The organism is Hymenobacter fodinae (assembly GCF_004745825.1).
GTDB lineage: Bacteria > Bacteroidota > Bacteroidia > Cytophagales > Hymenobacteraceae > Hymenobacter > Hymenobacter fodinae.
The window spans coordinates 161623-175835 of sequence record NZ_SRLA01000002.1 but is presented as its reverse complement, the minus strand read 5'-3'; the positions used below and the strand labels follow the sequence as shown (position 1 = coordinate 175835).

Genomic DNA, 14213 nt, shown 5'->3' with positions numbered 1-14213 from the left:
GTAATTCTAGATGGAGAAGCGGGCAGGTTACTGGCCTAGTGGCTGATTCAACGTCCTTGCCTTGCGTATAATGCGAGGTTAGAAATTGTAAGATTTCCGGCAGTGGTATCTGATTCTAAGCGGCCCAACCTAACTTTAAGGCCATGCTCCAACTTTCGCAGCGGGGCGTGGCCTTGCCCGCCTCCCCTTACCGCAAACTCAGCCCCTACGCCGATGCCGCTCGTCAGCGCGGCATCATCGTGCATCCCCTCAATATTGGGCAGCCCGATATAGAAACGCCTCCGGCCATGCTGGCGGCGGTGCAGCAAGCGGATATCCGGGTGCTGGAATACGGCCCTACGGCGGGCACGGTGAGCTACCGCCAAAAGCTGGCCGGCTACTATCAAAACCTGGGGCTCGACGTAACGGCCGATGATATTCTGGTAACTACCGGCGGCAGCGAGTCCATTTCCTTTGCCCTGCTGGCTTGCCTCAATCCCGGCGACGAGTTTATTGTGCCGGAGCCTTTCTACGGGCCTTACAACGCCTTCGCCATTGCTACCGGCACCAAGGTGGTAGCCGTGGCTTCGCACATTGAAAACGACTTTGCCCTGCCGCCCATCGAGGAGTTTGAGCGCAAGATTACCCCACGCACCAAAGCCATTCTGATCTGCAGCCCCAACAACCCTACCGGCTACGTGTACAGCCGCGAGGAGCTGGAGCAGATCAAGGACCTGTGCGTGCGCCACAACCTGTTTCTGCTCTCTGATGAGGCCTACCGGGAGTTTTGCTACGATGCCAGTTTCACCAGCGCCCTGCACCTACAAGGCGCCGACGACCACATTGTGCTGCTCGACACCATCTCGAAGCGCTACAGTGCCTGCGGAGCCCGCATTGGGGCGTTGGTTACGAAAAATAAAGCCCTGCGCGACGTGGTGTTCAAGCTGGCCCAACTACGGGTATGCCCCCCTGGCCTAGGCCAGCTGCTGGCCGAAGCCGCCGCCGACCTGCCCGAGGATTACTTCGACCACACCAAAGCCGAGTACCTGGCCCGCCGCAACTTGATGGTGAGCCGCCTCCAGGCCATGCCCGGCGTGCGGTGCCCCCTGCCGCGCGGCGCCTTCTACGTACTCTGCCACCTGCCCGTAGACGATGCCGACCGGTTTGCGAAGTGGCTGCTAGAGGAATTTACGTACCGCAACGAAACCCTCATGGTGTCGCCGGCCTCAGGTTTTTACGCCACTCCTGGCCTAGGCCGCCAGCAGATGCGCATGGCCTACGTGGTCAACCAAGACGTCATCAACCGCGCCATGGATTGCCTGGAAGTAGCCCTACGCGAGTACCCCGGCCGGCAGGTGTAATGAAAGAGAACGTCATGCTGAGCGGAGTCGAAGCATCTCTACCGCTTCTCTAGGCCAGTGGTTAGCCAGAGGTAGAAATGCTTCGACTCCGCTCAGCATGACGTTCTGTAAAACTTCTTATCTTCTGGGCTGATTATTGCCTTTCCTCGCCCATGAAGTGCTTTCTCCCTCTCCTCTTCTTACCGCTGCTGGGCGCAGCGACGGGTTCGGCCCGTCAGGATTCCAGTTCGGTGCGGCTGCTGACGCTGCGAATAAACGGGCAGGCGGTGGCCACCGACACCATCAGCTCCCGCTTTTTCCTGAGCGACACCCGTACGCTGCGCCTTAATATCATCCGCCGCGACGACCCCGATGGGGAAGGTCTCACCATCCTGATCGACCGGTTTCCAATTCAGGCGGGCACTTACAGCTTCCAAGAAATCCTGAGTGGGCGCAACCGCGACGCCTCCTACCGCTTCGGCAACACGGCCGCTTACTCCAAATCGTGCCCTGACAATCCCGGCTCCGTGACCATTACGGCCGTGAATGGCGAGAAGCATTGGCTGGCCGGCTCCTACCGCTGCACCGTCTGCGAATCGGGCCGCGGCGGCAAGCGGTTCACCATGGAGGGCACATTCCGATACCCGGTAGAGAAAGAGTAGCTGCTCACATGCAACGTATTACCCGCGGGCGGCCTCTTCCTAGCATGCGGCTATTCTACTCTTTACTTCAGACGGCGGGGGCCATGGGTGCCTGCGGTATGCTACTCACTGGCTGTTGCTGGGATGTACCCCGGGAAAGCACTGGTTTCGTGACCTTTCAGTTTGATACCGACACCACCGCTACTGGTCGGGGCTTCCGCAAGCAAGAGGTGCAGTCGGCATACGTGGTGCTCTACCTAGGTGCTGGCCTCACCCAGCCGACCGACACCATGCGCCAGATGCCCGGCAACCGCACGCTCAACCCCAATATTCTCACCATTTTCAACAATCCGCCCAACAGCCTGCAGCTCTCTTTCCGAGAAGCTGGCACGGGCGGATATCTATCGTACCGAATTGTGGTACCGGCCAGCCAGCGCAGCTTCGACATCGCGGATGGCGCGCTGGACCTCAAGGAGAATAATGACCGCTGCAAAAGCGTGTACGTGCAGCAGATACGTTTCACCCTGGATGGTCAGCCCCTTGAGCGCAAGCCATATGGTGAGCCCGTGGTACTAAGCAAGTAGCAGTTCACGCGGGCAGCCGGATTAATTTGGCACTTGGATGAAAAGGAATAGACGGGAGTCTGACTGTCGGCTATTAGCTTTAAGCTTTTCTGACGCGGCCATCACAGGCCGACAGCTTCTCTTTTTCTCTTTATGAATTTCTCCTTTCTCCGGACTGGCCTAGTGGCGAGTGGCCTCTTACTGGGCGTGATGGCGCAGGCTCAGAATACCTCAACCACCAATCAGTTCGTTACTGACAGCCTCGACAGCTACATCCGGCGCGGCATGCGCCAATGGCAAGTTCCGGGGCTGGCCATAGTAGTGGTGAAAGACGGAAAAGTGGTGGTGCAAAAAGGCTACGGCGTGCGCGAAGTGGGCAAGCCTGAGCCCGTGGATGCCAATACGCTGTTCATGATTGCCTCTAACACCAAGCTCTTCACGGGCACGGCACTGGCGAAGCTTGATGGGGAAAAGAAGATCAACCTTGATGAGAAAGTAACCAAGTACCTGCCCGATTACCGGCTTTACGACTCGGTGGCCTCGCAAATGGTAACGGTGCGCGACCTGATGAGCCACCACTTCGGCTTCAAGACTTTTCAGGGCGACTTCAGCTTCTTCAAGTCCAACCTGGAGCGCGGTGAAATCGTGCGCCGCATGCGCCTGATGAAGCCTGGTGGCCAGTTCCGGCGCGAATACGGCTATAGCAACTCAGGTTTTGTGGCGGCCGGCGAAGTGATACCCGCCGCAACGGGTGGTACCTCTTGGGAAAACTACGTGCAGCAGAATTTTCTGCAGCCGCTGGGCATGAGCAACACATACGTATCAGTAACGGGCTTTGCCCAACGCTCTAACATCGCGTATGCGTATTCCAACACGTTTGGGCCGCTGGCGAAAGTGCCGTTTGACAACTGGGACAACATAGCCCCGTGCGGCGGCATGGCATCTAATGTAACAGACTTGGGCAAGTGGCTGCGCTTCCAGCTGGATAGTGGCCGCTACGAAGGCCGGCAGGTGGTGCCGTGGGCGGCGCTGCGCGAAACCCGCGACGCTAACACCGTTGTCAGAAGCCGCAAATCAGCAGTGTTTCCTACGAATTTCGTAACCTACGGGCTGGGCCTGGTAGCGGCGGACTACAATGGAAAACAAATTTTCTGGCATACAGGCGGGGCTTCAGGGCAGGTCAGCAACGTGTGCTTTGTGCCCGAAGCTGGCCTAGGCATTGCCATTCTGACCAACAACGATAACCAGAGCTTCTACGAGCTGTTGCGCTACCAGCTCCTCGACAGCTACCTGGGCGTACCGTACGTAGACCGTAGCGCCCAGGGCTTAAAGCGTAAGCAACAGTATGAAGCCACTCAGGTTGATCCAACCAAGGCGCTGGCGGACCGGGTTGCCAAAAAGAATAAGCCGGCTTTGCCCCTGAACGCCTACGTGGGCGAGTTTGAAAACAAGCTATTCGGGCACATTACCATCAGCCAGAAAGGCAAGCAGCTGCTGATTCAATTCCCCACCCACCCAGGCCTCACCGCCACCCTCGACTACATGGATGGCCAGGAGTTCCGCACCACGTATTCTGACCTAGTTTTTGGGGTGATGCCGGCCAAGTTTGAGGTGGAAGGCAACAAGGTGAAAAGCGTAGAGCTCCGCGTAAACGACTACGTAGAGTACGACCCCTACGTGTTCGGGAAGCTGTAGCAATACAGGATGATATAGCACCAAAAAGCCCCTCACGCTTCGTACTTGAAGCATGAGGGGCTTTTTGATTACAGCTAAACCTAATTAGTGGCCTACCTAGTCCACTAGGCCACTAGGCCACTTAAATCGTAGCCAGATCTAGCACGAAACGGTACTTCACATCAGACTTGAGCATGCGCTCATAGGCCTCGTTGATGTAGTTCATGGGGATTACCTCCACGTCGGACATCACGTTGTGCTCGGCGCAGAAATCCAGCATTTCCTGGGTTTCCTGAATGCCGCCGATGAGCGAGCCGGCAATGCGGCGGCGCTTGGAAATGAGGTTAAAAGCGTGCAGTTGCGGTGCTTCTGGTGGCACGCCCAGCAGTACCATGGTGCCATCGAGGCGCAGGGTGCTGATGTAGGGCGTCAGGTCCATGGTGGCCGACACGGTGTTAATGATCAGGTCAAAGTAGTTCGATACCGATTTCATCGACTCCTTGTCCTTGCTTACCACGAATTTGTGGGCACCCAGGGCACGGGCATCAGCCTCTTTATTGGGCGAGGTGCTGAACACGGTTACCTCACAGCCCAGAGCGGCGGCAAATTTCACGGCCATGTGGCCTAGGCCACCCAAGCCCATTACGGCTACCCGGTCGCCGGCCTTGGCGTTCCACTGGCGCAGCGGCGACCACGTGGTGATGCCAGCGCATAGCAGCGGAGCCACGCGGGCCAGATCGAGCTTTTCAGACACGTGTAGCACGAACTTCTCGGTTACCACCACTTGGTTGGAGTAGCCGCCGTAGGTCACGGTGCCGTCGCGGTCAATGGCGCCATAGGTACCCACGAAACCTTCGTCGCAGTACTGCTCCAGGCCCTCGTTGCACTCGGGGCAATGCTGGCAGGAGTTTACCATGCAGCCCACGCCGGCCAGGTCGCCGGCCTTGAAGCTTTTCACGTGCGAGCCTACTTCCACCACGCGGCCCACAATCTCGTGGCCGGGTACCATGGGGAAGATAGAGCCTCCCCACTCGTCGCGCACCTGGTGCAGATCAGAGTGGCACACGCCGCAGTAGAGAATCTCGATGCGCACATCGTGGGCGCCCACATCGCGGCGCTGGAAATCGAAAGGAATGAGGGGCTCGTTTACGGCCGGAGCTGCGTAGCCTTTAGCGTCAGTCATACTGGTTGGTTGTAGAGGGGCAAAAAATGAGTGCGAAGCCTCTAAACTGGCTCAAGGGCCGTAAGGTTTGCGCAGCCCTGCAACCTTGGCGGCCGAACGGTTGTGTTTACCGCGCATAACATGCCTTTATCCTGTACCTTACCCCGCTCTGCCACTCCCCTCATTTTCTGATCTATGACTCCGCAAACCGAACAAGCGACGCCCACCACTGGCCTGAAACGCAATTCCCTGGGCCTACGCATCTGGCACTGGTCAAACTCAGCGCTGGTAATGGCTCAGCTGCTAACTATTTTGTTCCTGTCGGTGATTGTCAGGACCAAAACGCTGGCTCCTGAGTTCAGCAAGGTACTCGCCGAGAAAGGTGTGCAGATGAGCCCGGCCGATCTGCGCGGGCTCTCGCGCATTGTATCGCACCGCATCTGGGACTGGCACATCTGGCTTGGCCTGGCGCTGGCGGTGTTACTGGCCTACCGGGTGCTGGTGAGTTTCCGGCAGCGGGGCGGGCAGCGCACCGCCGCCAAGCTGGCCCGCCTAAAAGCCCGCACCGCCCAGGGCGACCCTACCGTGGGACTGGGTGTGTGGGTGCGCTACTCATACCGCGCCTTTTACCTAGTGCTGGCTGTGATGGTGGTTACGGGCCTGATTCTCGTCTTCGAGGATTACTTCCGTAGCATCGAGCACACGGCCAAGGAAATCCATAATGTCTCTATGTACATCGTCATTGCCTTTGTGGTGGCCCACATCCTGGGAGTATTCCGCGCCGAGGTAACGCACGAGCCCGGCATCACCTCCGACATGATTCATGGCGGCCGCCCCGTAGAGAACGACTAGCTCCTCCTGGCCTAGCGCCTGCTACCAGCCCACGGTCTGCCCCAGCGGGTGGCCGTGGGCTTCTTTCTTTTCCGTTGCTTTGTCTAGGCCACCTCTTTTGGCCGATAAGAATTCATGCAGGCACCTTCTTCAGCCGCACCCAATGCCTGGCGGGCCATTCTGCTGGGTACTCTGGGAGCTTGCTTCTTCTCCTCCACCTTTCTGCTGAACCGACTCATGGCCACCAGCGGCGGCCCCTGGATCTGGACGGCTGTGCTGCGCTATGGCTACATGGCCGCGCTGCTCACGGGGTGGCTGCTGGTGCGCGGGCAGTGGCCGGCATTTTGGCGTTTCTGGCGCAGCACCTGGCCTACGTGGGTGCGGTGGGGCACCATCGGCATTGGGCTCTTCTACTCGTTGGTGGCCGTGGCGGCGCAGTTTAGTCCGGCCTGGCTGGTGGCGGGCTCGTTCCAGTTGGTGCTGCTCTCGGGCCTGCTGATTACGCCTTTCGTGTACCCCGACCACCGCGCCCCGCTCAACTTCCGGGCCCTGCGGTTGGCCTCGCTGGTAGTGGTGGGCATTGTGCTGATGCAGGCAGACAACCTCCGCCAGGGGTTCTCGGCAGGTGCACTCTTCGGGTTCGTGCTGACGGTAATTTCCACATTTCTGTACCCATTGGCCAACCGCAAAATTCTGGTGTTTCTGGAGACCCAGCCGGTGCGCCTGAATGCGGGTCAGATGGTACTGGGCCTCACGCTCGGCAGCTTGCCTTTTTGGGCGGTGCTGTCGGCTATAGGCCTAGCTACGGGGCCGGGCCCCACTCCAGAGCAGTGGCGCTACACGTTCATTATTGCCCTACTGGCCGGAGTGCTGGCCACCAGTTTGTTCTACTACGCCCTGGCGTTGGTGGGCAACAATGCACCTTTGCTCGGGGCAGTGGAGGCTACCCAATCAGTAGAGCTGCTGGCTACGGTGGCTCTGGAGGTAACGCTGTTGGGGGCACCCCTCCCCTCCCCCGTCAGTTGGCTGGGCATGGGGCTAGTGGTGCTGGGTATTGGGCTGTACGCGCGGCTACGGTAGCAGCAGGAGTGGCCTAGAGGTGGGTTGGCGCTAGAATGTAAATCCATCACAGCCCGTCATGTCGAGCTGGTCGAGACATCTGGCGTGCTGACGCCGAAATGCTAACCAGACGGTGCGAGCGAGATGTCTCGACCAGCTCGACATGACGTTCTTGATTTCTAGCTTTAACTGTCTGCTCAGCCTAGGAAGTGGCTTTATCCATTTGCTCCTGCGCATCTTTTTGCGAAGCGGCTTGTTGCACAGGCGGGGCTTCCTGGGTGTCGGGCGTCTGCCACCCTTTCTGCAGCATCTCCTCCACCTGCGCCCGCAGCCGCTTCATCGACTGCCGCGCGAACCGCTTCTGGAGCATGCGCCCAAATAGCCGGAAACCAATCCAGTAGAATGGGTTGCGAATACGGCCGGTTTGAGAGTAAGAGTGAATGTGAAACACCACGCGGCCCGTGGTGAGGTTCTTATGGATGGTGAAGTCAATTTGTCCGCGCTCAAAATGGCCTTCCAGGGTGCGGTAGTTGTAGCCCCACACCTGCTCAGTTTCGCCGTTGGGCAGCGTGCGCTGCTCATCGGTAACGCCCCCGATGCGCACCCCAAACCAAAACGTAAAAAACAGGAATCGGCCCCGCAGCACCATTACGCGCTGCTCTAGGGGCTGATCGGGCAGAAATATGCCGGTGATGAGGTCGGGTGGCGGGAAAGTGTAGTTGCGCAGCACCTCACGGGCGGCGGCCCAGGAGCCGTGCTGCTCTGGCGGGCCAAGCCGCTCGGCGGGTAGCTCGGTTTCATTGTCGTCTATGCGCCAGCCATTTTCAGTGGTGTAGTCGGCGGCTCGCTCCAGGTCGAAGTTGACGCCAGCATTGGCATAGGCCTGTAGGCGGGCTTTTTGGCGCTCGGAGAGCGGAATGGGGTTAGGCATCGCGTGAGACGTTGGTTTCCGAATCAGACTGCTTTACCGTCTCTACGTGCACCGGGCCCAACAGGAGGCCCCCGCTTTTCTCGCCTACGCGCTGGCAGAAGGTTTCCCAGGTTTGCTGCTGCACACGCTTGCCCATGCCCAGCGTATCGTAGGTGAAGGCCACCAGGCCGTCGCGGGAGCGGGCCCAGGAGTGAATCTCGAAGCGAACGGTATCGGGCAAGGAAGGGTGCGGCACCAGCGAAAACCGGATGCGGCCCGCCTCAGGGTGGTTTTTCAGCGTCACCAGCTCAAAGTAGTCGGCCCCAATTTCCGACACGCGCACGTCGCCGTTCCAGGGGCCCAGAATCTTGATGCTGAATTCGTCATCCACGTTCAGCTCGTGCGCTTGGCCTTTCTCCTTATTGAAGTCGGCCAGCAGATCAGGAGAGTACTCCGGGATGTTGTCCTTAACGTGCTGAAACAGCTCCGGGGCCGACTGGCGCGGGTGCTGCACATCAATCCAGTAGCGGCGCTCAAAGAAGGGGCCGCTGCCGGTGTGGGCGGGTTGCTCGGGTTTGTTCATAGCGGGGAGAGTGCAGAGAGTCTGTAGGCCACTAACGTAGCCGCCCAAGCGGGGGTTAAGGCCCGGCTAGTGGGCAACGTGGCCTAGCGCCCGTTTCTAGTTAGGGCTAGGCCACTTTCTTAAAACCGACGAGCTATAGGAAGAACCTGCGCGGCCTTCTACGAGTACACTTCTACTCTCCTCATTCCGTGCCGCTATGCCCTACTTCCGCCCTTACACTCCCCCCGCCGACCCCACCATCGTCCGAGACCTCACGCGCCTGCAGGAAGACATGCGCAGCCGGGTGCACCAAGAGCCGCTGGCCAATGAGCCCACGCTTATTGCCGGCTGCGACTCGTCGTTTCCCACGCCCGAAACCATCCTGTCGGTGTTTGTATTACTGCGGTTTCCTTCGCTGGAAATCGTGGAGAAAGTCTATTCTACCAGCGTAGTAGAGCTGCCGTACATTCCGGGGCTGCTGTCGTTTCGGGAGGCGCCCAACGTGGTACTGGCCTACGAGAAGCTGCAGCAAAAGCCCGATGTAATAATGGTGGATGGCCACGGCATTGCGCACCCGCGCCGCATGGGTATTGCGGCCCACTTGGGCGTATTACTCAACAAACCCACCTTCGGAGTAGCCAAGCAAAAGCTCACCGGCAACTACGTGGAGCCTGGCCTCACCAAAGGCAGCACCTCACCCCTCACCGATAAAAATGGCGACCTGCTAGGCGAAGTCATCCGCAGCAAAGACAAGGTGAACCCGCTGTTTGTGAGCCCGGGCCACCGCTGCGACCAAGCCACGGCCACCCGGCTCACCCTAGCCTGCCTGCGCGGCTACAAACTCCCCGAGCCCACTCGCCTCGCCGACCACTGGGCCGAGGAATTCAAAAAAGAACTGCGCTAGCTATATCAACGCACCCCTGTTGGCCAGCCTGAAAAAGTAAAGCTCGTCATGTCGAGCTTGCCGCGACATCTCGCGTGCTGATGTTGTGATGGTAATCAAACCGGCTGAGAGCACTATTACAGCACATCATCCTGAGGGCAGCGAAGGATGATGTGCTGTATATGGAGTTACTATTCCAACGTCAGCAAGCAAGATGTCTCGGCAAGCTCGACATGACGACCTCCTAATATTACTTGCCAACAGAGCCAGCGGCCGGAGCACCGAGGGCTTTCAGACGCTGCGTGGCATTGATGTTTTGTGGCTTTAGCTCCAAGGAACGACGATAGTGTGCAATGGCCGAAGTGGTATCCTGGTTCTGCTCATCGGCCTCCGCCAGGCTATCGAAGAGATTGAAGCTGCCGGGATACACCTCAGTGCCGAAGCGGAAGATGGCTAGAGCAGCTGGCAGGTCGTGGACGTCGCGCATTAGCTGATAGCCCCAGGTGTTGATGGCCCCTTCAGGAAGAGCAAACGAGGCATTCTGCTGTTGCATGCGGCGGTAAATTTCCAACGCGTGCCCGAAGCCCTCTTTGGCCAGCGCAGCCGCAAAGCCCGCCTGCGTGGGTGCCGGTTCTTGCTGGGCAGGTAAGTGGTACTGGCGGGCCATATGGGCCGGCACGCCATTCTGCGCGGGCGTGCGGTCAAGAAACTGGCGGCCGTTGGCATCGCCTTTTATGTTGGCGTTCAGAAACTCCAGCGTGTAGCGGCAGGTCCAGTAGTAAGCCTTTTCCACTTCGGCTCTGGAGTACTCATTGGCTGGTTGGGGCTGAGCTACGCGCAGGCCTAACGACATAAAGTCGGGGTGCTCCATTGGGTTCATTACCACATGGTAGAGGTCAGCGTACTTGGCCTCGTTGAGTAGAATAGAAGAGGTTTCCATCCCGTTGGCGCTCAGTTCCCGCACCGATTCAGGACGGCGCTGTACGTACAGCCACGGCACGTTGAGTTGCGTACGGGATACTGCCTTGGCAAATTCCCGTTGCTGGGTACCGTCGAAGCTGACCAGTGCCTTGATGCGAGAATCGCGGGAGGCGGCCAAGGCATTGGCTAGGCCACCCCAGCTCCAGCCGGTGGCAGCTACATGGGCCATATCGGCCTGGGGCAGGGTTTGGGCATATGCCAGCAGAAACTCAATGTCGCGGGCAGTGCTTTCAAGGCCTTCCTCGTCGATATTTATGTTGCGGGTGCGGGTACCTAGGTTGCGGCTGGCCAGCACCAGGTAGCCGTGGCTGGCCAGGTATTCGCACAGGTCGGCATTTTCGTGCGCGGCCCCGCCACCCCCGGCCGCGTAAATAATCACCGGAAATTTACCTGCTACGGCAGGGGCATTGCGTACAGCCCACATGCGCTGGTCGAGCAGGGTCTGCGCTTGTTTTGGACCCACCTTAGCGCTAAACCATTGGCGTTTGCTGGCTAGAAACGCATCTGCTTGGGCTTCGGTAAGGGTAAAGTTTTCGTCGGTGGCTTCTGAGCGTACATACTCAGCATACCGAACAGGGGCCCCTCCTTTCTGGGCAGGATACCATACCAGTGTTTGCATAGGCCGTGCCCGCTCCCCCGTTGTTGGCTTTCCCGTAACCAGATCGGTGTTGCCTTTATACCCCCGCGCGTAGTCATACTGCTGCACAATGCGCACGCCCACGTGGTGCGGCCCCGGCGCTAGGCCTGCAAAGCCAGATTCAGCCTGAGCAGCATAGCCTACGCTGCATAGTAGAAAAAGCAAAACCATCCGGACTACAGAGGAGGTAATCATAGCGGTAAAGAAAGATGGGCTGGTGAGCCGTTAAACGTTCAATGAGCTAAATGTACGAGCACTACTATGCAAAACAAGGTACTGTATATACTATATTTTTATGGCTTCAAATGCCTCACCACACGTTGTTGATGTCCAGACCGATACAGTATTAAGCTCCATACTATCTAGGTATTCAGCCTCAGCCAAGAAGCCCTAGGCCATCTTGAAGGCCTTGCAAGGACTTACCCGCCTGCACCGACAGGCCTAGCAGTCGGGCAACGGCGGCGTACACCACCTGTGGGCCGCTGGCCTCCTCAACTATACCGCGCTGGTGGCCCGCCTGGGTTGATTTTGACAGCTTCTGCCCTTGCTCATCTAGCAGCAAGCCGTGGTGCAGGAACTGCGTCTGGTGAAACTGCTGTGCTTGTGGTAGGTACTGGCCTAGCCAGAGTTGAGCGGCTGTGCTGGGCAGCAGATCAAGCCCCCGCACAATAAACGTGATGCCCAGCCGCACATCATCCAGCACCGAGGCTACCTGGTAGGCGGCCGCACCATCTTTTTTGCGCACTACAAAATCGCCGAGCACCTGGTCTAGCGGCACGGTTACGGGGCCTTGCCAGAGGTCGGGGAAGGTGATGGAGGTGGTTTCCGGCACATGGGCGCGCCAAGCCGTATCGGGGGCATCGGCGGGCAAGGCCACGGGGCGACAGGTACCGGGGTAGCGGCCATCGGGCAGGGCTTGGCGGGCCAGCTCGGTGCGGGAGCAACGGCAGGTGTAGAACAGGCCAGGATGTGAGGCCAGCGTTGCCTGCAAGGCGGTTTCATACTGGCCTAGGAAATGCCGTTGCGAGTAGTGCCGCTCGAAGTCATCGGGGCCAGTGGGGCCGTGGTCGTAGTCGAGGCCCAGCCACTGCAGGGTGCGGAAGATGTTCTCCAGATAGGCCGGCCGAAACCGAGCGCGGTCGAGGTCATCGATGCGCAGGTGCAACTGGCCCTTTGCGCGGCGAACCAGCAGCCAGGTCAGGGTAAAGTTGACGGCGTTGCCCAGGTGCAGAAAGCCGCTGGGCGTGGGCGCCAGGCGCGATACAACGGGAGCAGCGGGAAACATCATGGGCAGGAGGGGTCCGGCAGGGCCATTCAGCAGGCAAAGCTACTCTTTGAAGGTCAGCTAGGCATGCAGGCATAGCAGAAGCTTACCAGAAAAGACGCCGCTGGTGGCCGCTAAAACATAGTATATATTCAATGTTATTTAAACCTAGTTGAGCCTCACTCGTCAAGGCCTAAACTTCGCTATATGCACAAACCGCTACTCTCCTTTTTCCTAGCCTTGCTGCTGGTGCTGGTGGCCGCCCCCAGCCGGGCGCAAACGGCGCTATACTTTCCGCCTAGCCCGGCGGACGGCACCTGGGCTACCACTTCGCCCCAGAGCCTGGGCTGGTGCCAGCCTCAGCTCGATTCGCTGCTGAGCTTCCTGGGGCGGCGTAATACCAAAAGCTTTCTAGTGCTGAAAGATGGCCGCCTGGTGGTAGAGCGCTACTACGGCACCTATACCGCCGACTCAATCTGGTACTGGGCCTCAGCGGGCAAGTCACTGACGGCAGTCCTGATAGGCCTAGCCCAGCAAGATGGCCTGCTTCGGCTCTCCGATAGTACCTCCCGCACCCTGGGCCGCGGCTGGACCTCGGCGCCCTTGGCCAAGGAGCGGCTGATTACGGTGCGCCACCAGCTCACCATGACTACTGGCCTCACCGACACCCCGCCCCCACCCTGCGACAACGAAAGCACGGCGGCCGCCTGCCTCACCTACCGCGCCGATGCCGGCACGCGCTGGGCCTACCATACTGGCCCTTACCGTTTGCTACAAGATGTAGTGGCGCGCGCCAGTGGCCTCACCCTGAATCAATTTTCTACCCAAAAGCTCACCAGCCGTTTGGGCATGAGCGGACTGTGGGTGAACGATGTGTACTACAGCCGGGCCCGCGACATGGCCCGGTTTGGGCTGTTCGTGCTGGCCCGTGGGCAGTGGAACGGCACCCCCATCCTGACCGATACCAGCTACTTCCGCCAGATGACCACGCCTTCCCAGAGCCTCAACCGCAGCTACGGCTATTTGTGGTGGCTCAATGGGCAGCCCTCCCATAAGCTGCCGGGCCCGCAGCAAACCACCTTCCAGGGGCCCATCATCCCCACCGCCCCCGCCGACCTGATTGCGGCCCTCGGCAAAAACGACCAGAAGATTTACGTGGTACCCAACCTGAGGCTGGTAGTGGTGCGGCAGGGCAAAGATGCCGGCAACCCCACGCTGGCCGTTTCCTCCTTCGACACCGACCTGTGGCGCTACCTCATGGCCGTAGTAAACTGCCGACCACTAGCTGCTAGGCCTGTCGTACCCCCGAGCGCCTGGCAAGTTTACCCCAACCCGGCCGCGGGTGTTGCGCAAGTGTTACTACCAGCTACTGCCCCCGCGGGTTCTCAGTTGCGCGTGCTGGATATGCTGGGCCGCGAACGATGGAAACAGCCGGCTGCTGGCGGTACCCCGAATGCCTTACCGCTGACTGGCCTAGCTTCGGGTGCATATGTAGTCCAATGGCTCGACCAAGCCGGCCGCATCCTGAGCACGAAACGACTGGTAGTAGCTGCACAGTAACAAGTTCAACTAAAAGCCCCATTAGTTTAAACCAAGGGCTTTTTCGTACGCTTTGCTCCTTCCTCTCCCTATCAGATATTGACCGTTATGGAAAGCATATATAAGAGAAGAGCGAACTTTTGACATCTAACCTATGTATGTACATATATTATTCGTATCTTTGACTC

At 58.9% G+C, this 14213-nt stretch carries 13 protein-coding genes; 8 read left to right on the top strand and 5 right to left on the bottom strand.

Going from position 1 to position 14213, the window contains the following annotated elements:
• Nucleotides 1–143: 143 nt before the first annotated feature.
• From EU556_RS07935 to EU556_RS07920, 4 genes are all read left to right on the top strand, one after another.
• Complete coding sequence (locus EU556_RS07935; RefSeq protein ID WP_135432977.1) at nt 144–1340, top strand: pyridoxal phosphate-dependent aminotransferase; 1197 nt, start codon at nt 144–146, stop codon at nt 1338–1340.
• Between the two features lie 152 nt (nt 1341–1492).
• Nucleotides 1493–1981: a hypothetical protein gene (locus tag EU556_RS07930; RefSeq protein ID WP_135432975.1), complete on the top strand. Its 489-nt coding sequence runs from the start codon at nt 1493–1495 to the stop codon at nt 1979–1981.
• 8 nt (nt 1982–1989) lie between these two features.
• Nucleotides 1990–2544 carry a hypothetical protein gene (locus EU556_RS07925; protein WP_135432973.1) on the top strand — a complete coding sequence of 185 codons (555 nt, stop codon included), beginning with the start codon at nt 1990–1992 and terminating at the stop codon, nt 2542–2544.
• 132 nt (nt 2545–2676) lie between these two features.
• Nucleotides 2677–4218: a serine hydrolase gene (locus EU556_RS07920; protein WP_135432971.1), complete on the top strand. Its 1542-nt coding sequence runs from the start codon at nt 2677–2679 to the stop codon at nt 4216–4218.
• Nucleotides 4219–4339: 121 nt separating this feature from the next.
• Here EU556_RS07920 and EU556_RS07915 read toward each other — a convergent pair whose 3' ends face one another.
• Entirely contained in the window at nt 4340–5380 is a 1041-nt protein-coding gene (locus tag EU556_RS07915) for an NAD(P)-dependent alcohol dehydrogenase (protein WP_135432969.1), read from the bottom strand.
• A 174-nt stretch (nt 5381–5554) separates the two neighbouring features.
• On the opposite strand from EU556_RS07915, the gene EU556_RS07910 reads away from it, so the two are divergent.
• Together EU556_RS07910 and EU556_RS07905 are read left to right on the top strand one after the other, a co-directional pair.
• Complete coding sequence (locus EU556_RS07910) at nt 5555–6211, top strand: cytochrome b/b6 domain-containing protein (protein ID WP_135432967.1); 657 nt, start codon at nt 5555–5557, stop codon at nt 6209–6211.
• Nucleotides 6212–6325: 114 nt separating this feature from the next.
• Complete coding sequence (locus EU556_RS07905; RefSeq protein WP_135432965.1) at nt 6326–7270, top strand: multidrug resistance efflux transporter family protein; 945 nt, start codon at nt 6326–6328, stop codon at nt 7268–7270.
• Between the two features lie 181 nt (nt 7271–7451).
• On the opposite strand, the gene EU556_RS07900 is transcribed toward EU556_RS07905, so the two are convergent.
• Both EU556_RS07900 and EU556_RS07895 read right to left on the bottom strand, forming a co-directional pair.
• On the bottom strand, nt 7452–8180 hold the full coding sequence (locus EU556_RS07900; RefSeq protein WP_135432963.1) for a DUF1990 domain-containing protein: 729 nt from the start codon (nt 8178–8180) through the stop codon (nt 7452–7454).
• Nucleotides 8173–8742, bottom strand: coding sequence for a DUF1990 family protein (locus EU556_RS07895; RefSeq protein WP_135432961.1), 570 nt, complete (start codon nt 8740–8742; stop codon nt 8173–8175). The genes EU556_RS07900 and EU556_RS07895 overlap by 8 nt, the downstream gene beginning before the upstream one ends.
• A 196-nt stretch (nt 8743–8938) precedes the next feature.
• Here EU556_RS07895 and nfi point away from each other — a divergent pair, with 196 nt between their 5' ends.
• Nucleotides 8939–9625, top strand: coding sequence for a deoxyribonuclease V (gene nfi / locus EU556_RS07890; RefSeq protein WP_135432959.1), 687 nt, complete (start codon nt 8939–8941; stop codon nt 9623–9625).
• Between the two features lie 229 nt (nt 9626–9854).
• Here nfi and EU556_RS07885 read toward each other — a convergent pair whose 3' ends face one another.
• Nucleotides 9855–11417, bottom strand: coding sequence for a dienelactone hydrolase family protein (locus tag EU556_RS07885; protein WP_135432957.1), 1563 nt, complete (start codon nt 11415–11417; stop codon nt 9855–9857).
• 181 nt (nt 11418–11598) lie between these two features.
• Nucleotides 11599–12510 (bottom strand): glutamate--tRNA ligase family protein, encoded by a 912-nt coding sequence (locus EU556_RS07880; protein WP_135432955.1) that lies wholly within the window; start codon nt 12508–12510, stop codon nt 11599–11601.
• 183 nt (nt 12511–12693) lie between these two features.
• On the opposite strand from EU556_RS07880, the gene EU556_RS07875 reads away from it, so the two are divergent.
• Complete coding sequence (locus tag EU556_RS07875; RefSeq protein ID WP_135432953.1) at nt 12694–14046, top strand: serine hydrolase; 1353 nt, start codon at nt 12694–12696, stop codon at nt 14044–14046.
• Nucleotides 14047–14213: the final 167 nt, after the last annotated feature.